The sequence below is a fragment of the Caldanaerovirga acetigignens genome (assembly GCF_900142995.1).
GTDB lineage: Bacteria > Bacillota > Thermosediminibacteria > Thermosediminibacterales > Thermosediminibacteraceae > Fervidicola > Fervidicola acetigignens.
This window is the reverse complement of the sequence record NZ_FRCR01000006.1, coordinates 127,803-145,277: the sequence shown is the minus strand read 5'-3', so window position 1 is coordinate 145,277 and position 17,475 is coordinate 127,803. Positions and strand designations below refer to the sequence as shown.

23 protein-coding genes, 1 tRNA gene and 2 rRNA genes are annotated in these 17,475 nt (G+C 38.4%); all 26 read left to right on the top strand.

Going from position 1 to position 17,475, the window contains the following annotated elements; translation table 11 throughout:
• Nucleotides 1-370, top strand: a 23S ribosomal RNA gene (locus tag BUB66_RS06435); the annotation flags it as partial.
• A 65-nt stretch (nucleotides 371-435) separates the two neighbouring features.
• Nucleotides 436-550: ribosomal RNA gene (gene rrf / locus BUB66_RS06430) — 5S ribosomal RNA — on the top strand.
• 26 nt (nucleotides 551-576) lie between these two features.
• Nucleotides 577-651 (top strand) — tRNA-Asn (locus BUB66_RS06425).
• A 308-nt stretch (nucleotides 652-959) separates the two neighbouring features.
• Entirely contained in the window at nucleotides 960-1,646 is a 687-nt protein-coding gene (sleB, locus tag BUB66_RS06420; protein ID WP_084098860.1) for a spore cortex-lytic enzyme, read from the top strand.
• A gap of 130 nt (nucleotides 1,647-1,776) precedes the next feature.
• Nucleotides 1,777-2,409 (top strand): YigZ family protein, encoded by a 633-nt coding sequence (locus BUB66_RS06415; RefSeq protein ID WP_073256382.1) that lies wholly within the window; start codon nucleotides 1,777-1,779, stop codon nucleotides 2,407-2,409.
• A gap of 19 nt (nucleotides 2,410-2,428) precedes the next feature.
• The gene (gene nadE / locus BUB66_RS06410) at nucleotides 2,429-3,148 is read left to right on the top strand and encodes an NAD(+) synthase (RefSeq protein WP_073256379.1); all 720 of its coding nucleotides are present in this window, start codon (nucleotides 2,429-2,431) and stop codon (nucleotides 3,146-3,148) included.
• A gap of 52 nt (nucleotides 3,149-3,200) precedes the next feature.
• Complete coding sequence (locus tag BUB66_RS06405; protein ID WP_073256376.1) at nucleotides 3,201-3,929, top strand: YebC/PmpR family DNA-binding transcriptional regulator; 729 nt, start codon at nucleotides 3,201-3,203, stop codon at nucleotides 3,927-3,929.
• Nucleotides 3,930-3,994: 65 nt separating this feature from the next.
• A complete protein-coding gene (locus tag BUB66_RS06400) occupies nucleotides 3,995-4,543 on the top strand; it encodes a BofC C-terminal domain-containing protein (RefSeq protein ID WP_073256373.1) in 549 nt (182 codons plus the stop codon).
• Nucleotides 4,544-4,636: 93 nt separating this feature from the next.
• Nucleotides 4,637-5,152 carry a crossover junction endodeoxyribonuclease RuvC gene (ruvC, locus tag BUB66_RS06395; RefSeq protein ID WP_073256370.1) on the top strand — a complete coding sequence of 172 codons (516 nt, stop codon included), beginning with the start codon at nucleotides 4,637-4,639 and terminating at the stop codon, nucleotides 5,150-5,152.
• 3 nt (nucleotides 5,153-5,155) lie between these two features.
• A complete protein-coding gene (ruvA, locus tag BUB66_RS06390) occupies nucleotides 5,156-5,740 on the top strand; it encodes a Holliday junction branch migration protein RuvA (RefSeq protein ID WP_073256367.1) in 585 nt (194 codons plus the stop codon).
• Nucleotides 5,741-5,747: 7 nt separating this feature from the next.
• Nucleotides 5,748-6,758 (top strand): Holliday junction branch migration DNA helicase RuvB, encoded by a 1,011-nt coding sequence (ruvB, locus tag BUB66_RS06385; protein WP_073256434.1) that lies wholly within the window; start codon nucleotides 5,748-5,750, stop codon nucleotides 6,756-6,758.
• Between the two features lie 48 nt (nucleotides 6,759-6,806).
• Complete coding sequence (locus tag BUB66_RS06380) at nucleotides 6,807-8,147, top strand: SpoIID/LytB domain-containing protein (protein WP_073256364.1); 1,341 nt, start codon at nucleotides 6,807-6,809, stop codon at nucleotides 8,145-8,147.
• 29 nt (nucleotides 8,148-8,176) lie between these two features.
• Nucleotides 8,177-9,202: a tRNA preQ1(34) S-adenosylmethionine ribosyltransferase-isomerase QueA gene (queA, locus tag BUB66_RS06375; RefSeq protein ID WP_073256361.1), complete on the top strand. Its 1,026-nt coding sequence runs from the start codon at nucleotides 8,177-8,179 to the stop codon at nucleotides 9,200-9,202.
• A 10-nt stretch (nucleotides 9,203-9,212) separates the two neighbouring features.
• Nucleotides 9,213-9,701 (top strand): Na+/H+ antiporter subunit E, encoded by a 489-nt coding sequence (locus BUB66_RS06370; RefSeq protein ID WP_073256358.1) that lies wholly within the window; start codon nucleotides 9,213-9,215, stop codon nucleotides 9,699-9,701.
• Nucleotides 9,691-9,966, top strand: a complete 276-nt coding sequence (locus tag BUB66_RS06365) for an MrpF/PhaF family protein (RefSeq protein ID WP_073256355.1) — start codon at nucleotides 9,691-9,693, stop codon at nucleotides 9,964-9,966. Before BUB66_RS06370 ends, BUB66_RS06365 begins: the two co-directional genes overlap by 11 nt.
• Nucleotides 9,941-10,285, top strand: coding sequence for a monovalent cation/H(+) antiporter subunit G (gene mnhG, locus BUB66_RS06360; RefSeq protein ID WP_198409387.1), 345 nt, complete (start codon nucleotides 9,941-9,943; stop codon nucleotides 10,283-10,285). The genes BUB66_RS06365 and mnhG overlap by 26 nt, the downstream gene beginning before the upstream one ends.
• 1 nt (nucleotide 10,286) lies before the next feature.
• Entirely contained in the window at nucleotides 10,287-10,538 is a 252-nt protein-coding gene (locus tag BUB66_RS06355; protein ID WP_073256349.1) for a hydrogenase subunit MbhD domain-containing protein, read from the top strand.
• Between the two features lies 1 nt (nucleotide 10,539).
• Entirely contained in the window at nucleotides 10,540-11,265 is a 726-nt protein-coding gene (gene mbhE / locus BUB66_RS06350; RefSeq protein ID WP_073256346.1) for a hydrogen gas-evolving membrane-bound hydrogenase subunit E, read from the top strand.
• The gene (locus tag BUB66_RS06345; protein WP_073256344.1) at nucleotides 11,262-11,606 is read left to right on the top strand and encodes a sodium:proton antiporter; all 345 of its coding nucleotides are present in this window, start codon (nucleotides 11,262-11,264) and stop codon (nucleotides 11,604-11,606) included. Before mbhE ends, BUB66_RS06345 begins: the two co-directional genes overlap by 4 nt.
• Before the next feature lie 189 nt (nucleotides 11,607-11,795).
• Nucleotides 11,796-13,082 (top strand): complex I subunit 5 family protein, encoded by a 1,287-nt coding sequence (locus BUB66_RS06340; protein WP_198409386.1) that lies wholly within the window; start codon nucleotides 11,796-11,798, stop codon nucleotides 13,080-13,082.
• Between the two features lie 29 nt (nucleotides 13,083-13,111).
• Nucleotides 13,112-14,776: a complex I subunit 5 family protein gene (locus tag BUB66_RS06335; RefSeq protein ID WP_073256338.1), complete on the top strand. Its 1,665-nt coding sequence runs from the start codon at nucleotides 13,112-13,114 to the stop codon at nucleotides 14,774-14,776.
• Between the two features lie 40 nt (nucleotides 14,777-14,816).
• Nucleotides 14,817-15,278, top strand: a complete 462-nt coding sequence (locus BUB66_RS06330) for a hypothetical protein (protein WP_198409385.1) — start codon at nucleotides 14,817-14,819, stop codon at nucleotides 15,276-15,278.
• Nucleotides 15,259-15,492, top strand: a complete 234-nt coding sequence (locus BUB66_RS12330) for an HlyC/CorC family transporter associated domain-containing protein (RefSeq protein WP_198409384.1) — start codon at nucleotides 15,259-15,261, stop codon at nucleotides 15,490-15,492. Before BUB66_RS06330 ends, BUB66_RS12330 begins: the two co-directional genes overlap by 20 nt.
• Nucleotides 15,492-16,598, top strand: coding sequence for a tRNA guanosine(34) transglycosylase Tgt (gene tgt / locus BUB66_RS06325; RefSeq protein ID WP_073256431.1), 1,107 nt, complete (start codon nucleotides 15,492-15,494; stop codon nucleotides 16,596-16,598). The genes BUB66_RS12330 and tgt overlap by 1 nt, the downstream gene beginning before the upstream one ends.
• Before the next feature lie 75 nt (nucleotides 16,599-16,673).
• Nucleotides 16,674-16,961 carry a preprotein translocase subunit YajC gene (yajC, locus tag BUB66_RS06320; protein WP_066351918.1) on the top strand — a complete coding sequence of 96 codons (288 nt, stop codon included), beginning with the start codon at nucleotides 16,674-16,676 and terminating at the stop codon, nucleotides 16,959-16,961.
• Nucleotides 16,962-17,041: 80 nt separating this feature from the next.
• Entirely contained in the window at nucleotides 17,042-17,425 is a 384-nt protein-coding gene (locus BUB66_RS06315; RefSeq protein ID WP_073256336.1) for a TIGR04086 family membrane protein, read from the top strand.
• The last annotated feature ends 50 nt before the right edge of the window (nucleotides 17,426-17,475 follow it).

Here is a 17,475-nt window from a genome sequence, read left to right as displayed (position 1 = left end):
AGCAGGTCCCAAGGGTTGGGCTGTTCGCCCATTAAAGCGGCACGCGAGCTGGGTTCAGAACGTCGTGAGACAGTTCGGTCCCTATCCGCTGCGGGCGCAGGATACTTGAGGGGTACTGCCCCTAGTACGAGAGGACCGGGGTGGACGGACCGATGGTGTACCAGTTGTTCTGCCAAGGGCACAGCTGGGTAGCCAAGTCCGGGAGGGATAAGCACTGAAGGCATCTAAGTGCGAAGCCTGCCCCAAGATAAGGTATCCCACCCTGAAGAGGGGGTAAGACACCTGGGAGACGACCAGGTAGATAGGCCGGGGGTGTAAGGGCTGTGAGGCCTTGAGCCGACCGGTACTAATGAGTCGAGGGCTTGACCAAGGAGGAGCATACCCGCTGTGTGATTTTGAGGGTGCAGGGGAAGGAATAGAATAGGGAAAGAAGATTTCGGTGGCCATAGCGGAGGGGAAACACCGGTAGCCATTTCGAACACACAGGTTAAGCCCTCCAGCGCCGATGGTACTGGGGAGTATTCCCCGGGAGAGTAGGACGCTGCCGAAATCTTTGCCGATATATTTTAAAAGCGTTCCTCGATAGCTCAGCGGTAGAGCATCCGGCTGTTAACCGGAGGGTCGTAGGTTCGAATCCTACTCGAGGAGCCATTTTATTTTTTAAAAACGATTTTAGATCCCCTCTGTAGGGGGATTTTTTGTTATTTTATACAAATTTTAAATGGGTTTATTTTTCCACATATAACAGCATGAGCCACGTTTGACAGCAGTGTCCATCCTGCGCAAATTCTAAGCATAGTACCGTTATTTTAAGTTTTCTGACCGAGATCGAAAATGAGATTACGAGCGACCAGTATACCAAAGATTAAGGAGCTTTAGCCACTTTGTCAAGAGCACATTACCATGGTATACTATAAAAAACTCTTGCGGTCTCGAAATGATTAAAGGAGGGAGAGCTCGTGAAAAAAATATTTCACAAAGTTATACTTTTAATTTTTTTGTTTGTATTGCTTGGAATGACAACTGCTCTTGCAGAAAATTTAGGAGATAGAATACTTAAAGAAGGAAGCAGGGGGCAGGACGTAGCCCAACTACAATCAAGGCTGAACAGCCTGGGTTTTTGGAGCGGGAAAGTAGATGGAATATTTGGCCCGATTACAAAAGATGCGGTAATGAGATTCCAAAAAGCAAACAGCCTAAAGGTTGATGGCATTGTTGGGCCGCAAACATTAAGGGCGTTGGAAATTAATAGTGTTTCAAGATCTAGTATAGGAAGATTTTCTGCAAGAGATATCGATTTACTTGCGAGGCTAGTTTACGCCGAATCAAGAGGGGAGCCTTATATAGGACAAGTTGCAGTTGCGGCAACAGTCTTGAATAGAGTAAACAGCCTTTTATATCCCAATACAATTCCGGAAGTAATTTTTCAAAAGGTAAATGGGTTATATCAGTACTGTACAGTACAAGATGGTCAGATTTACATGACTCCCAACGAGACCGCAAGAAGGGCAGTTCAGGACGCTATAGGAGGATGGGACCCCACTGGAGGGGCTATAGGATTTTACAATCCTGCTAAGACAACTAATGCATGGGTAAGGTCCCGACCGATCACAACTATTATAGGGAATCACATATTTTACAAGTAAATAGATTTTGTCGCTAAAGAGGAGGCCTTTCTGCCTCCTCTTTTACATTCGATATTGACTTTTTCAGGATAATTTATGATAATACAATGTGTGTGGAGACAAAAAACATTAAAGTACCGAGGTTTGGTCCATGCTTGAATTTTTAACGGTAGAAAAACCTTCAGAAACCACTTTGACGATTAAAAAATCGAAATTCATAAGTAATGTTAAACCGGTTAATTCATTAGATGAAGCGGAAGAATTTATAAACGCCGTTAGGAAGAAATATTATGATGCCACACATAATGTCTACGCGTATTGTGTAGGATTGGGCAACAAAGAACTGCAAAAATCCAGCGACGATGGGGAACCAAGCGGAACTGCCGGTAGACCCGTTTTGGAGGTTATACGGTCAAAGCAGTTAAAGAACGTCGCAGTAGTTGTAACCAGATACTTTGGAGGGATTCTTTTAGGAGCGAATGGTTTGATTCGCGCGTATAGTCAGAGCGCGAAGTTGGGCATCGAAAACTCAGGAATAGCGAGAATAACAAAGGCAAACGAATACAAAATTACCGTCGAATATTCGCTTATTAGTAAAGTGGAGTCCGTCTTAAGAAAGAATAATTTTTTTATACAGCACGTGGATTATGGTGAAGTGGCCCAAGTACACGTATACATTCCGGTAAATGAGGTTGATAAATTTGAAAAATGCATTAAGGAAGCTGGGATAAAACAGGGTAATGTGCTTTTTGGAAAGACTACCTTTATGAAAGTTAGGTACTAAATTTTTTCTAAGTGAGGGAATGGATGTGGAAAGACAGGAATTGTGCAATGCTCTTGTGGATTGGCTGAGAGAAAAAGTACGTGAAGCAGGGGCTAAAGGGGCTGTTTTCGGGTTGAGTGGAGGGATTGACTCGGCTGTAGTAGGCGTGCTTTGTAAAAAAGCTTTTGAGGAAGATTGCCTCGGACTTATAATGCCGTGCTATAGTGATCCAAAAGATGAGGAGGATGCAGTAAGGGTTGCAGAAAAATTCGAGATTCCTTATAAAAAAATTGTCCTGAATAGCATATTTGACAACTTCATATCTATCTTGGATAAAACGGATAATAAAACAGTTGTGGCTAATATCAAACCACGCCTTCGAATGATAACTTTATATTATTACGCTGCTTTAAACAATTTTCTTGTGGTAGGGACAGGAAATAAAAGCGAACTGACAGTGGGTTACTTCACAAAGTACGGCGATGGGGGAGCAGATCTATTGCCTTTAGGAAATCTTGTTAAAAGGCAAGTAAGAGAATTGGCTCGTTATCTTGAAATTCCGCAAGATATTATAGAGAAACCTCCCACGGCAGGACTTTGGAAAGGACAAACAGATGAAAACGAAATGGGTATAACTTATGAACAATTAGACGAATATATACTAACCGGAAAGGCACCACAGGAAATCGCAGAAAAAATAAGAAGAATGAATTCTAGAAGTGAACACAAAAGGAGATTGCCTCTCAAACCACCTTTTTAGCGTTTTAATTAAGTTTTTATCATAAAGGCGGATAAAAAAGGGGGTTAAAAGTATGTCTGGACATTCTAAATGGGCAAACATAAAACATAAAAAGGCTAAAATGGATGCTCAGAAAGGGAAACTTTATACAAAGTTGAGCAAGATGATAATAGTCGCCGTTAGGGAAGGTGGACCTGACCCTGAGGCAAACTCCAGGCTCCGAGATGTTATTGAAAAAGCTAAAGAAGCCAATATGCCCAACGAGAATATCATTAGGGCTATAAAAAGAGGCAGCGGGGAACTAGGGGGGGAAAATTTAGAAGAAGCGTTGTATGAAGGATACGGCCCAGGCGGCGCTGCAATTCTTTTAGAGGTAATGACTGATAACCGGAACAGAACTGCTGCGGAATTACGCCACATTTTCGACAAGCACGGTGGAAATCTTGGAGAAGCGGGCTGTGTTGCTTGGATGTTTGAGAAGAAGGGACTATTGATAATAGAAAAGAATGAGGGAATAAATGCTGAAGAGATTATGATGTTGGCAATAGAAGCGGGTGCGGATGATGTAGAGGAGCAAGAAGATTCTATCGAAATTATAACATCTCCCGAACAATTCGAAACTGTAAAAAACGTTCTTCAGGAGAATAATGTTAAACTTTCTTCGGCTGAAATAACTTACCTTCCCAAAACTACTATGACTTTATCGGAAAAAGACGGTGAGATGATGGAAAAATTGCTAGAGGCTTTAGACGACCACGATGACGTTCAAAATGTATATACCAATTATGAATCTGCTAACTAGTAATGAATAGTTTTTATTAAAATAGGGCATACTTTTCCTTCGAAGAGTTGTAAGGAGGAAGATGTATGCCCAAAAAAATTTTAATTTTCATCTTTATGGTCGCATTATTGATATCAGCAGGATTTTTATTCGGATATTATTCAGCGATATTCGAATCAAAAAAACCGGATGACAGATCTTTAAAAAATGCCGAGACTATTCAACTTCCGGAAGAAACGTTAGAACCGGGGGCAAAAATAATTTTTATAACTCGATACAAAGAATGTGGACATGAAAAGCGAAATGAAATGCTTGTCGATGAAAAGTATGTAGGATATACAAAATCTAGACTGCAGGAAGAATTTAAAGAATGGAAAATAGAAAGTTTTTCTAACAACAGGGCAGTTTTGACCAAATTAATAGATGGTATATGCGAAGAACATTACTATATAGGACTTTACGAAGGTTATGTAGCGCTTTTCCAGGGTAAACCCGGAAAAGAGTCAAAGTTACTTGAACTGACCGATATTAAGGCCGGAATTTTGAAAGAGGAAGACCGAAAGCTTCTCGAAAGGGGTATAGTGATAAATTCTAAGGATGAATTTTTAAAAATCCGCGAAGGCCTTACCCATTAATTTTCAATTTCCTTGAGACTGTGTCTCGAGGAGTTATTTTATTTTTAGAGGAATTTTAAATGCTTTTGTCGAAATAGACAACCGGGTGATTTTATGGTTATAATGGGAATAGATCCGGGAATAGCTCTCAGCGGCTACGGAATATTATTTTCTGAAGGTGCAAATATAAAGGTTGTTGATTTCGGCGTAATAAAGACCGAATCCCATCTTTCTACCGCTGAAAGACTTAAATCTATTTACGATGGGTATTTGAATTTAATGGAGACGTATAATCCGGAAGCAGTAGCCATAGAAGAACTTTTTTTCAATAAAAATGCCAAAACCGCTATTACTGTAGGGCAGGCAAGAGGCGTGGCCATGCTTGCCGCAGCATCGAAGAACATCAAAGTCTATGAATATACCCCGCTGGAAGTAAAGCAGGCTATTGTCGGTTACGGAAGAGCGAAAAAGTTTCAAGTCCAAGAGATGGTAAGGGTGCTTTTGCGGTTAAATGAGATTCCTAAGCCCGACGATGCGGCCGACGCCCTGGCAGTAGCGCTATGCCACGTGAATTTGATAAAATTCACTCATCATATACAAAACAAATACCTTGACTTTCCGAGAGGTTGAAAAATGTTGGAATATCTAAAGGGCAAATTGAAAGAAATCAGTCCGAATTACGCAATTATAGAGGTTGCTGGGTTGGGCCTGAGATGTTTAATCTCATTAAATACATATAATAATGTAAAATTTTACAAGAATTCTAAAATAATTCTTTATACTTTTTTGCATTTAAAAGATGATGGCATGGATTTATACGGATTTTTTGAGCCTCTGGAAAGAGAAGTGTTCACTTTGTTGAATAAGGTTTCGGGAATAGGACCGAAGGTGGCCCTTTCAGTTTTGTCCTGGCTAAAACCTGAAGAAGTTGTTTCTGCCATAGCAACTGAGGATGTTAAAGTTTTGACTTCAGTGCCGGGAGTGGGGAATAAAACTGCCCGTAAAATTGTTTTTGAACTGAAGGACAAAGTTAAAGGTTTGGCGGTAAGTGCCGAATTTAAAGAATCATTGAAAATGCTTCAAGAAGCTAGAGAAGCACTTTCAACCTTGGGATTTAGCAATGAAGAAATTCAAAAAGCGTTGAGTGAATTGGACGCTGCAACAACGGTGGAAGAAATAATTGCCGGGGCATTAAAGCGTTTTGCAAAAGAGGGTTGATGTGGCAATGAGAGATAGATTGGTTACACCGCTTTTAAGAGGAGAAGATGAGTCCGATTTTGAACTTGGACTTCGCCCCACAAATTTTGACGATTACATAGGCCAGGACCAGGTAAAGGAAAGCCTGAAGATCTTTGTAAAAGCAGCTTTGAAACGAGGCGAACCTTTAGACCATGTACTGCTGTACGGGCCGCCCGGCCTTGGAAAAACTACCCTGGCTTACATAATAGCAAGAGAGATGGAGGTAAATATAAAAGTAACTTCAGGTCCCGCCATAGAAAGGCCAGGAGACCTTGCGGCTATTCTGACCAGTCTTGAAGAAAAAGACCTGCTTTTCATAGATGAAATTCACCGGCTTCATCCTGCCGTGGAAGAAATTTTATATCCTGCAATGGAGGACTTTGTATTAGATATATTAATTGGTAAAGGTCCCGGAGCACGCTCTATTAGGTTGAATCTCAAACCTTTCACTTTAGTTGGGGCAACTACAAAGGCAGGGGCTTTGACATCGCCTCTTCGTGACCGATTCGGTATCAGGTGTCACCTTGACTTTTACAGCAAGGATGAATTGGTGAAAATACTAAAAAGGTCTGCTCAGATATTAAACGTTGCTTTGGAAGAAAAAGCAGCAGAAAGAATAGCTTCGTGTTCAAGAGGTACTCCTAGAATAGCAAACAGGTTATTAAAAAGGATTCGTGACTACGCGGATGTAAAAGCCGATGGAGTTGTAACGGAAAAAGTAGCAATGGAAGGATTGAATTTGTTAAGAGTTGATACTTGCGGTCTTGATCAAGAGGATAGAAGATTATTAAGAACAATTATCGAAAAATTTAATGGCGGTCCCGTGGGGATAGAATCATTGGCTGCTGCTTTAAATGAAGAAGCTTCTACCATAGAAGATGTATATGAACCTTACCTTATAAAAGAAGGGTACATAGTGCGTACAGCAAGGGGACGAATGGTTTCCGATAAAGCTTATGAGCATCTAGGAATACAAAAAGAGTCTTCCAAGAGGTGAAAGAGGTGTTAATTTTAAACATAATACGTAGATAAACGGAGGTGTAATATGCAAAAAAAAATACTGCAGCTTCTTGTTGTTTTGGTAATTGCGTTGGCAATAAGCTTTAATAATGCAGAAGCTGGCGGGAATTTGCCTCCAACAATTCGAGTAGGTCTTTTTTATGATAATACGGCTAAAACATCTTATACTTTAGCGGCCGAGGAAGGGTTTGTCATAGGAATAAAAAAACAAAATTCTTTCATTCCCATCTGCAATTTGCCGGAAAAAACGATAAATGTAACCATAAAATCTGGAGAGACCACTTATGTCAATTCTGATGTGATGAAGGATCTTTTGATGTCCGGGAAATACATAGAGTTTAAAGGACAATCTTTGCTTGCCGAAATTAATTTGCCCCTTCCTGTTGATGTCCCACTTTATGTCAAAAGCGCAAAAGACAATGTTTTTCTTTCATTGAACGGTCGAAGATATAGAGGAGTTATTGAGTTCTTACCGTCTTCCAACGGCGGATTAACTGTGATAAATGAGTTGGGCCTGGAAGAATATCTTTATGGTGTTCTTCCGAACGAAATGCCTCCTTCCTGGCCAATGGAGGCTCTAAAAGCTCAGGCAGTGGCTTCGAGAAGTTACGCTGTTTATAACATATTGAAAAAAGCAGGGAAGGCAAGCTTTGATGTCACGGGGGGAACAGGCGACCAGGTTTACAGCGGGTACGATGGTGAACATCCCAGGACCAACGAAGCCGTAGACATGACAAAAGGGCAGGTATTGACCTATAAAGGGAAGCCCATATTAGCGCTGTATCACTCGAACAGCGGCGGTATTACCGAGAACAGCGGTGATGCCTTTGGCATCCAACTTCCGTATTTAAAGTCCGTAAATGATGAGTTTAGTTTGCAAGCACAGAACGGCACATGGGTGGTAAAGATTCCTCAAACTCAAGTTTACGATTTGGAAATAATCGAAAAAAGCGCGTCGGGAAGAGTAAAAAAATTGTTGGTAAGGGGGATTTACGGAGAAAAAGTGCTTTCAGGGACGGAAATACGAAACGCATTACAGCTTAAAAGCAATTTATTCGAAATATTAGCAGACAATGTATTATATATCACTGCTAATGGAAAGGATGTGATACCGCTTTACCAGTTAATGGGGAAAACTGTAGTTTCAAGCAACAAAGAAGTAGTTTTATCGAGCAGTATAGTACATATAATGAGTTCTCAAGTTTCTAAAGAATTTCCGGTTACAGGCGGCTGCTTTGAAATAAGGGGAAAGGGCAACGGTCACGGCGTCGGATTGAGCCAGTGGGGAGCAAAAGTTATGGCAGAAAACGGATATACCTTTAAAGAGATTTTGCTACATTACTATACTGATGTAGAGCTGAACTAAAATACACAAAAAAAGGATGTGAATGAGCAATGGACGTAAAAGAATTCTATTACGAACTACCCGAAGAGCTTATAGCTCAGGAACCGCTCCCGGAAAGGGATAAATCGCGATTAATGGTAGTACGCAGGGAGACACGAAGTTTTGAGCACAGGATTTTCGAAAACATCATTGACTACTTGGAAGAAGGTGACTGTTTAGTTCTTAATGATACAAGAGTGATTCCCGCCAGGTTATTAGGAACAAGGAAGGATACAGGAGGGAAAATAGAATTTATCCTTTTAAAAAGAATCGAAAAAGATAAATGGGAAATTCTAGTAAAACCCGGCAGAAGAGCCAAATTGGGTTCTGAATTTACTTTTGGCGACGGCAGGCTTCGGGCAAAGGTTTTGGATTATACTGATGCTGGCGGCCGAATAGTTGAATTTTACTATGAGGGGATTTTTGAACATGTTTTGGATGAACTCGGTAAGATGCCACTCCCTCCTTATATTAAAAAGGAGCTGGAAGAGAAGGAGAGATACCAGACAGTTTATGCGCGAAAACCCGGTTCCGCTGCTGCACCCACAGCAGGGTTTCATTTTACTAAAGATCTATTGAATAAGATAGAGCAAAAAGGTGTGAGGGTTTGTCATATAACTTTGCACGTCGGCCTAGGAACTTTCAGGCCAGTAAAAGAGGAGAAAGTGGAACAGCACAAAATGCATCATGAATATTTTGAAGTCGATGATGAAACAGCGCGAATAATTAATGCAACAAAACAGCAAGGGAAAAGAGTTATTGCGGTAGGTACGACTTCCACAAGGACCTTGGAAACAGTAGCCGATGAAAATGGATTTGTCAAAGGCCAAAGCGGATGGACGGACCTTTTTATATATCCAGGTTACCGATTCAAAGTGGTGGATGGATTGGTTACTAATTTTCACTTGCCTGAATCCACACTTCTCATGTTGGTGTGCGCCTTTGCCGATAAAGAACTGATTATGACGGCGTATAATGAGGCAATAAAAGAAAAATACAGGTTTTACAGCTTCGGCGATGCTATGCTGATTTTGTAAGGAGGGAATTATGAAGGGTCTTGTGTACTATTATCCTGTTGTCTTCGTTTTTTGGCTTGTTTCTTCTGGAAAAACAGATTTTATAAATCTATCATTAGGGTTGGTGGCAATTGTTTTTACAATGGAAGTTTATAGAAAATATTTCTATACTTCAAATATTAAGAGAATAAATCTCATAATAATCTTCTCATTTCTTAAATATGTAATAAATTTAATAAGTTGTATTTTAAAAGCTGGAATTCAGGTGACTGAGATTGTCATGTCAAGGAAAATTAATGTCTCACCAAGGTTTATAAAGGTTCGAAAAAGATTTAAGACCAATTTAGGAAAGGTTATAGCTGCTACAACAATAACGTTGACTCCAGGCACGTTGACAATAGATTTTTATAACGATACTTTTATACTGCATGCTTTAAACTCGCAAAATGCTGAAGAAATGGTTGAGTGGCCCATGGAAAAAGTTATTTTGGAGTTGGAGGATGCCTTTTATGGAAATTGAGATATTTAAAACTCTAGGAGGCATAATCCTCTGCATTACAATAATCGTATCCATTCTGATTAGTATAAATAGAAAGGGAGTTCTCGAAAAAGTCGTAATAACGAATATAGTTAACACAAAGACTGTAGCACTTATTTCTATTTTATCTTATATCAGAAATAAACCTGTTTTTCTTGACGTTGCCGTAGTATATGCTTTAATAAACTTCATAGCAGCTATTGCAGTTTTCAAATTTATCGATGGCTATCGTAAAGAGAGTGATTAAAATGATTATATTATCCTATATAACCTTTTACATAGGAATATTTTTCTTTATTGTTTCAACAGTGGGCGTAGTGCGCCTTCCAGATTTGTACTCAAGGCTTCATGCGGCTACGATATGCGATACCCTAGGATTAGGCTTTGTTACTCTTTCGCTGGCGATGAGGTACGGTATTTCTATTGAATCCCTGAAACTCCTTTTTATAGTCGCTTTGATTTGGATAGCAAATCCAGTAGCTGCCCATTTGATTTCTAAGGTTGCGTATAATAATAAATTGCCAACGGCTCAAGGAAAATTTATCTTCGATGAAGGAGAAAAGTAGAATGCAATGGTTGGATGAAGCTTTTAATCTTTTTCTGCTGGTGATATTAATTCTCTGCTCATTGGTAGTATATATCAAAAAAGAGATAGTCTCGGCTGTCGTTATATTTTCTGTTTACAGCTTCATAATGGCCATTGTTTGGCTCGAATTAAAAGCGCCTGACCTGGCGATAACAGAGGCGGCCGTTGGGGCTGGCATAACAACTATTCTGTTCGTTATTGCGATTAAGAAAATGGGTGGTCGGTGGGATTAATATGAAAAAATATATCTATTTTTTTATTTCTATATCGCTTTTTATACTTTTGCTTTTTGTAAATTCGGAATTACCACCTTTCGGTAGTGGAGAAAATACTTCTTATCTAAATAATTATGTTGTAAAAAAATATGTCGACGATGTATTAGACGATACCGGGGTTTTAAGCTCAATTGCTGCAATCCTTTATGATTATAGAGGTTTTGATACACTCGGCGAGGCCACTGTGCTTTATACGTCTGTTCTGGCGGTAGCTGCAATGCTAAAGAACGAAAAAAAATGTTATTTTAGACATAATGGAAGTACTTATCTTAAAACCGTTAGCAAAATAATATTTCCATTTATATGTGTTTACGGTGTCTACATAACGCTTTATGGTCATATTTCACCTGGAGGTGCTTTCTCCGGGGGAGTTGTCATTGCGGCGGGTTTTATATTGATTATGCTCAGCTACGGGAAAAAATATTCTGAAAATATACTTGATTATTATCGTGCTTCGTTGATTGAAAGCTTTTCAATGCTGTGGTATATTGTAGTAGGTCTTTTTTCAGTTTTTACAGGATATCAATTTCTCTCAAATAAAATTGCAGGAATTCCAACAGGAATTGCTGGCACTGTTTTTAGCGGAGGTTCAATCTTTTTATTAAATACAACTGTAGCCTTTAAAGTATTCGGAACTATGTATATACTCTTTTCCCTTATTACCCCAGAGGAGGTTGAAAAGTGAAGATATTATATGGAATTTTAAATAACTACTATTATGTGGCAGCATTTGCCCTATTTTGCATAGGATTTTATATAATACTTGCAAGTCCTAATTTAATAAAAAAGGTTATAGGAATTAATATTATGGATACCTCTGTTTTTCTATTTATAGTAGCTTCTGGTTACATAAAGGGTGGGAAAGTGCCAATTATGTCAATATCAACACCAGGGCCTCCGATTTATGTAAACCCATTGACCACCGCTTTTGTCCTAACAGGAATCGTAATTGCGGTCAGTAAGACAGCATACGCTCTTACGCTCATCACTAAGATTCACGATTTTTACGGCTCGATTGATACTTGATGATATTTATAAGCTGGGGGACAAACGGAAATGACTCACATTCTAGTTGTATTAATAATTTCCCTGTTCAGCCACGCTTTTTTGATATCTCTATTAAGAAAAAAATTTAAATGTTTGTACGTATTCAGTATTGCTTTGTATTCTATGTTGCTTTTTCTGACAGGTAAGACATTTTTTTACGTCGAATCGGTGGGGCCTATTAGGTACTGGATAGGAGGATGGATACCTCCTATAGGCATAGAACTTTATGCTGATAAACTTTCAGTCTTTATGGCTGCTCTTTTTTTGAGCTGCGCCTTATTAATTCTCATTAGCTTTGAGTCGTTTAAGTATGAGATAGGAGAAGAAAGGGCAGCATATTATTTTATGCTAGTTTCAATTTTAATTGGTGCTATGCTGGGTATAATCTTTACAAGAGACCTCTTTAATTTATATGTTTTTGTAGAAATTACAACAATTGCTGCTTGTGGAATTATATCAATAAAAAATGAAAAGAAAGCTGTAAAAGCTGCTCTTAAATATTTTATATTGAGTTCTATAGCATCTACTTCTATATTACTAGGACTGATCTTGATATACAATATCAGTGGTTTTTTACACTATGATACATTAAAATATGTTTTGCTAGAATATAAGGATGTATTTCCGAAGATTATTTCTGGATCTTTAGTACTTACAATATCAGGATTTAGCTTAAAATCAGCTCTCTTTCCTTTGCACGTATGGCTCCCTGATGCCCACTCTGCCGCTCCTACACCATCAAGTGCTTTATTATCCGGATTAGTGATAAAAATTTATGTTTTCGTCATAATACGCCTGCTAAACGATGTCTTTGGTCTAATGAATACATACACTTCAATTTTGTTGGAGGTCCTTCTTGCCTTAGGCAATATTGGTGTATTTTTTGGGGCTGTTTTAGCGGGCTTTCAAAATGATATAAAAAAGAGGCTTGCTTATTCAAGTGTATCCCAAATGGGTTATGTTTTTTTGGGTCTTGGCTTCAACAACCAGTACGGATTTGAAGGAGCATTATTACAGATATTAAACCATGCTCTTGCTAAGAGCTGCTTGTTTTTAGCTACAGGCAGGATGATCAAACTTATTGGCTCTAGAGATATAAAAGGATTAGAAAAAATCAGTAACAAATTGCCGCTTACAGCTCTTTGCTTTTCTTTATGTGCTATGTCTTTGGTTGGAATACCTTTTACTTTGGGATTTTTATCAAAGTGGTACTTGGCCATGGCCGCTATAGAATCAGGAAGAACTTTGCAGTTAATTTTTATAATATTATCTGCCCTTTTGACATTTGGTTATTATTTTCCCGTTATAGTAAAGACTTTTACTGGTGATAAATCATTTAAAAAAGATTTAGAACCAGAAAAAACAGATAAAGGTAATTTGATTTCCATTCTTATGTTTACTTTCATTGTCTTGTTTTTGGGTATTTTCCCTGGATTTTTGCTACAATATCTGTAGCGGAATATGTTCCATGGAGAGTGAAATCAATGGGCTCATTAAACTTGCTTTTAATATTGATACTTCCAATTGTAGGTGTGTTGGTAGTGTGGTTTACTAGCAAAAGAAATGATAACATAATAAATACTTTTATCGCATTATTATGTGGAATTTGTGTATTAATAGCCTTACTTACTCCAAGTGGGGACTTATTTAGTATAAGTACGGGTTTTCATTCAGTAAGATTTATTTTAGGCAATATAAATCGCATTTTTCTCCTTTTTTCCACCTCTATTTGGTGTTTAACTGCACTTTTCTTGACGGGCTATATTCGTTATATGGAAAATAGAGCAAGATTCTTAAGTTTTTTCATGCTAACACTATGGTCAGTTATATGTGTTTTTTTAGCCGGAGATCTTTTGACCTTTTACTTTTTTTTCGAATTAATGGCTTTATTTTCTTATTTCTTAGTTATACACCAGGAGTCAATTGAAGCCCTTTCATCAGGGAATTTATATATCTTTACCGCATTTGTAGGGGGTCTTGCTGTTCTAAGTGCCGTGATGATAATGTATAGTGAGGGTGGAACCTTTGAGTTTGAAAAATTAAACTTTGTCATTGAACATGGAGGATTAAAGGGATGTTTGGCTCTTGGATTATTAATTACAGGTTTCGCAATTAAAGCAGGTTGCCTGCCTTTTCATTTTTGGCTCCCAAGAGCTCATCCAGTAGCACCAGCTCCGGCTAGTGCCCTGCTCTCTGGGGTGCTTGTGAAATCTGGAGTCTTTGGCATTATGCAGATTCTACGATATACCAGTTTACCTTATTTAGGGTTGGTCCTGATGATTTTAGGAAGTTTGTCAACATTATACGGAGGTTTTATGGCTCTTTGTGACAATTACCCAAAACGCCTTTTGGCATACGGAACTATAAGTCAGATAGGATACATTTTTATTAGCATTGGTGCAATGAATTTGGCAGGAGTGCATACTTCTATTGCACCTTATTTGCATATATATGCTCACGGTCTTTCAAAAACAGCGATGTTCCTCATTATCGGGTATATATATTTAAAAACTTATGAAATGAGGCAAATAAAAAATCTTACTTTAGTCCCGCTAGTAGCAATTGTATTTGGGGGACTAAATCTAGTCGGATTCCCGGGATTTATAGGCTATACTGCAAAAGTTTTAACGAAAGATTTGCTTGCGCGACTTTCAAATCAAGGGATGTTCTTTCAATGGGTGGAGGTAATTTTTAGACTTTCTGGTATTCTGACGGCGGCCTATATGGCTAAGCTTTTTTTCTATTTCTGTGAGCTCTACTTAAATCGCAGAGAAGAAATTTCTTTGAGTACCATAAAAGAGTTTAATATAATGATATTTGTATTGTGCTTATTAGTTTTTCTAACAATCGGCATTGGATTATTGCCAATTGTGGCTAGTATGGTCGAAATTAATTTATATTCTCCTGCCAAGATAAGTGCATCGTTGCTTGATATTATAACAGGGACTATAGTTTATTTAAAGTTAAAAGGTTACATAAAAAGACCTGCATTAATCCCACGACTTTCATATAGAAAAACAACCTCGAAACTTGTTGACTATTTTAATTATTTAGTGCAAATGTGTATCAATATACCTGCAAGTATAGACATAAGCGTTGCGCTTTTCGGCACTTTTATTCCATTGCTGTATTTATTGTTAATACTATAAGTTTTTGCTGAATCTGCAAAAATGAGGAGGTTGTAGTAATATGGCAAATTATTGGGAAAAGATAAAGTGGCGGCTGCCTAAAAATTTCTCGAGGATAGTGTTTTTATTAGAAGCATTACTGGCATTATTCATAATTAGCGGAGTTGCAATTAGCTTTTTAGACCTAATAAGGTATTTGAATATTATTATAAGCCAACCACCCTTGCAAACCTATGAAGTACTGAGGACCTTTTTAGGACACATACTTTTACTAGTAATCGGCCTTGAATTGGTTATAATGTTAGTCAGGCATACTCCTTCTAGCGTTGTAGAAGTTCTTCTTTACGCTATAGCGCGAAAAATTATTATGGAAGCAAAAACCACCCTTGATGTCTTGATAGGTGTTGTGGCTCTTGGGGGTCTATTTTTACTTATAAAAACCTATAAAAACCTACACCCCAGAAAGACTATACGCAGAAAAAGGTGCTATAGTAAGTTCAAGTATGCCAATATGGGAGGTTAATGAGATAGCAAATGTAAATATTCCCGAAAATATGGCAAATACTATAGGAGGACTTATATCATTCTTAGCCAACAGCGAAGGAAGAAATATATGTGTTGGCGAGGTGTTTAGAATAAATGATGCAGAAATCTCAATCTATTCTATGGAAGGAAACCTGGTAAGGTCAGTTTTTGTCAAAAGAACCGAAGATGCTGACGAGGTGCATTGTTCATGATGAAATTTAGTATAATTAAGAGCTCACACCAATGCATGGCCAGAATTGGCTACCTTGAAACATTGCACGGTGTAATAAAGACGCCGGTTTTCATGCCCGTGGGAACTCAGGCGACGGTTAAAACCATGACGCCTGAAGAACTCGAACAGATAGGTGCAAAGATTATCTTGAGCAACACATACCACCTTTATCTACGCCCGGGACACGAATTAATTGAAGAAGCCGGTGGATTGCACAAATTTATGAACTGGAAAGGCTCTATACTTACCGATAGCGGAGGGTATCAGGTTTTTAGTTTAGGCGAATTGAGAGAGATAAAAGAAGAAGGGGTGACCTTCAGGTCGCATTTAGACGGTTCATTGCACTTTATTAGCCCTGAAATGTCTATTGAAATACAAAATTCCCTAGGTGCAGATATAATAATGGCTTTTGATGAATGCATACCCTATCCCGCTACCTATGAATACGCGAAAAATTCCGTGGAACGTACGACGCGCTGGGCGGAAAGATGCAAAAAACATCATAAAAGAGACGACCAGGCCCTTTTCGGCATAGTACAGGGAGGACTTTATAGGGACTTGCGCGAAAAGAGCGCAAAAGATTTGGTAGCGATGGACTTTGAAGGCTATGCAGTGGGAGGGTTGAGCGTAGGGGAACCGAAGGAATGTATGTATGAAGTTTTGGATTACGTAGTTCCGCTGCTGCCAGAGGAAAAGCCTAGATATTTAATGGGGGTAGGGTCGCCAGACAGCATATTTGAAGGCATACAAAGAGGGATAGATATGTTTGACTGCGTCCTGCCCACCCGAATAGCCCGCCACGGTACGGTTTTCACGGCAAGAGGAAAACTGGTCGTGAGAAACGCTGCATACGCCAAGGATTTTTCGCCTTTAGACCCGGAATGTGACTGCTATGTTTGCAAAAATTACACGAGAGCTTATATAAGGCATCTTCTGAATGCCGGCGAAATTCTGGGTCTGAGGTTGACTACTTACCATAATTTGTACTTTTTGCTCAGACTTGTGGAAAAGGTAAGGGAGGCAATAGAGGGAGACTATTTTTTTGATTTAAAGGAAGAATTTTTTTCAAAATATGGGTATAGTTAAGAGGATTTCGTGATTGAGTACAGAATTAGAGATTTAATGATAATAAATCATAAAAAGGGAAGGTGTGATTGAAACTTGAACACGACGATTTTCCTTCAGCAATTCGGACCAATTATACTGATTTTTGCTATATTCTATTTCTTAATAATCCGGCCCCAGCAGAAACGGGAAAGAGAGCGAAAAAATATGCTGGATAATCTCCAAGAAGGCGATGAAATCATTACAATTGGAGGTATTTTTGGGCGAATTTTGAATATTAAAGACGATGTGGTAACGCTTGAAGTGGGTGATAAAGTGAAAATAAAGGTGACGAGGTCTGCAATCGGGAATGTAATAAAAAAGGCTGATAAACAGGAAAAATAAAAATCTGAAATACAATGTAATATTTAGCATATCTGACCTCCTTCTTGAAATAAAGTTATAAGGAAGGAGGTCGAACTTTAATGAAAAATTCTTCGGTTACCAGAAGGTTCAGTTTTTCAAAAGTAGTGGTAGGTATTTTGAATGCTTATATAATTACATTGTTTTTAATTCTTGCATTAAGCATAATATTATATTTTAGTTCGTTATCAGAAGATATTATACCAAAAGCCGTGACTGCAGTAGGTGCTTTGAGTATAGCACTCAGCAGTTTTAAAGCTACCAGAGATTTAGATTATGGAGGCTGGCTCCACGGTGGATTTATTGGACTTTTCTATGTAGCATTTATAATGATTATAAAATTTTTTATAAAAAACGGTGCAGGATACGACTTAAATATAATTATTGATCTAATCATTGGATTTTTAATAGGGGCATTTGCCGGTGCGATAGGGGTAAATATGTAAATATCTGTAAATATCTTTTCACTTTAATCGTATTGTGGTATAATGTAACG

Excerpts from the sequence above, each read along its gene's own strand:
- ruvC (WP_073256370.1), top strand. The coding sequence starts at position 4,637 with ATGGTTATAATGGGAATAGATCCGGGAATAGCTCTCAGCGGCTACGGA.
- BUB66_RS06365 (WP_073256355.1), top strand. The coding sequence starts at position 9,691 with ATGGAAATTGAGATATTTAAAACTCTAGGAGGCATAATCCTCTGCATT.
- BUB66_RS06330 (WP_198409385.1), top strand. The coding sequence starts at position 14,817 with ATGGCAAATTATTGGGAAAAGATAAAGTGGCGGCTGCCTAAAAATTTC.
- BUB66_RS06315 (WP_073256336.1), top strand. The coding sequence starts at position 17,042 with ATGAAAAATTCTTCGGTTACCAGAAGGTTCAGTTTTTCAAAAGTAGTG.
- tgt (WP_073256431.1), top strand. The coding sequence starts at position 15,492 with ATGAAATTTAGTATAATTAAGAGCTCACACCAATGCATGGCCAGAATT.
- BUB66_RS06405 (WP_073256376.1), top strand. The coding sequence starts at position 3,201 with ATGTCTGGACATTCTAAATGGGCAAACATAAAACATAAAAAGGCTAAA.
- BUB66_RS06400 (WP_073256373.1), top strand. The coding sequence starts at position 3,995 with ATGCCCAAAAAAATTTTAATTTTCATCTTTATGGTCGCATTATTGATA.
- nadE (WP_073256379.1), top strand. The coding sequence starts at position 2,429 with ATGGATGTGGAAAGACAGGAATTGTGCAATGCTCTTGTGGATTGGCTG.
- BUB66_RS06355 (WP_073256349.1), top strand. The coding sequence starts at position 10,287 with ATGCAATGGTTGGATGAAGCTTTTAATCTTTTTCTGCTGGTGATATTA.
- BUB66_RS06370 (WP_073256358.1), top strand. The coding sequence starts at position 9,213 with ATGAAGGGTCTTGTGTACTATTATCCTGTTGTCTTCGTTTTTTGGCTT.
- mnhG (WP_198409387.1), top strand. The coding sequence starts at position 9,941 with ATGGCTATCGTAAAGAGAGTGATTAAAATGATTATATTATCCTATATA.
- BUB66_RS12330 (WP_198409384.1), top strand. The coding sequence starts at position 15,259 with ATGCCAATATGGGAGGTTAATGAGATAGCAAATGTAAATATTCCCGAA.
- BUB66_RS06335 (WP_073256338.1), top strand. The coding sequence starts at position 13,112 with ATGGGCTCATTAAACTTGCTTTTAATATTGATACTTCCAATTGTAGGT.
- BUB66_RS06415 (WP_073256382.1), top strand. The coding sequence starts at position 1,777 with ATGCTTGAATTTTTAACGGTAGAAAAACCTTCAGAAACCACTTTGACG.
- mbhE (WP_073256346.1), top strand. The coding sequence starts at position 10,540 with ATGAAAAAATATATCTATTTTTTTATTTCTATATCGCTTTTTATACTT.
- ruvB (WP_073256434.1), top strand. The coding sequence starts at position 5,748 with ATGAGAGATAGATTGGTTACACCGCTTTTAAGAGGAGAAGATGAGTCC.
- BUB66_RS06380 (WP_073256364.1), top strand. The coding sequence starts at position 6,807 with ATGCAAAAAAAAATACTGCAGCTTCTTGTTGTTTTGGTAATTGCGTTG.
- ruvA (WP_073256367.1), top strand. The coding sequence starts at position 5,156 with ATGTTGGAATATCTAAAGGGCAAATTGAAAGAAATCAGTCCGAATTAC.
- queA (WP_073256361.1), top strand. The coding sequence starts at position 8,177 with ATGGACGTAAAAGAATTCTATTACGAACTACCCGAAGAGCTTATAGCT.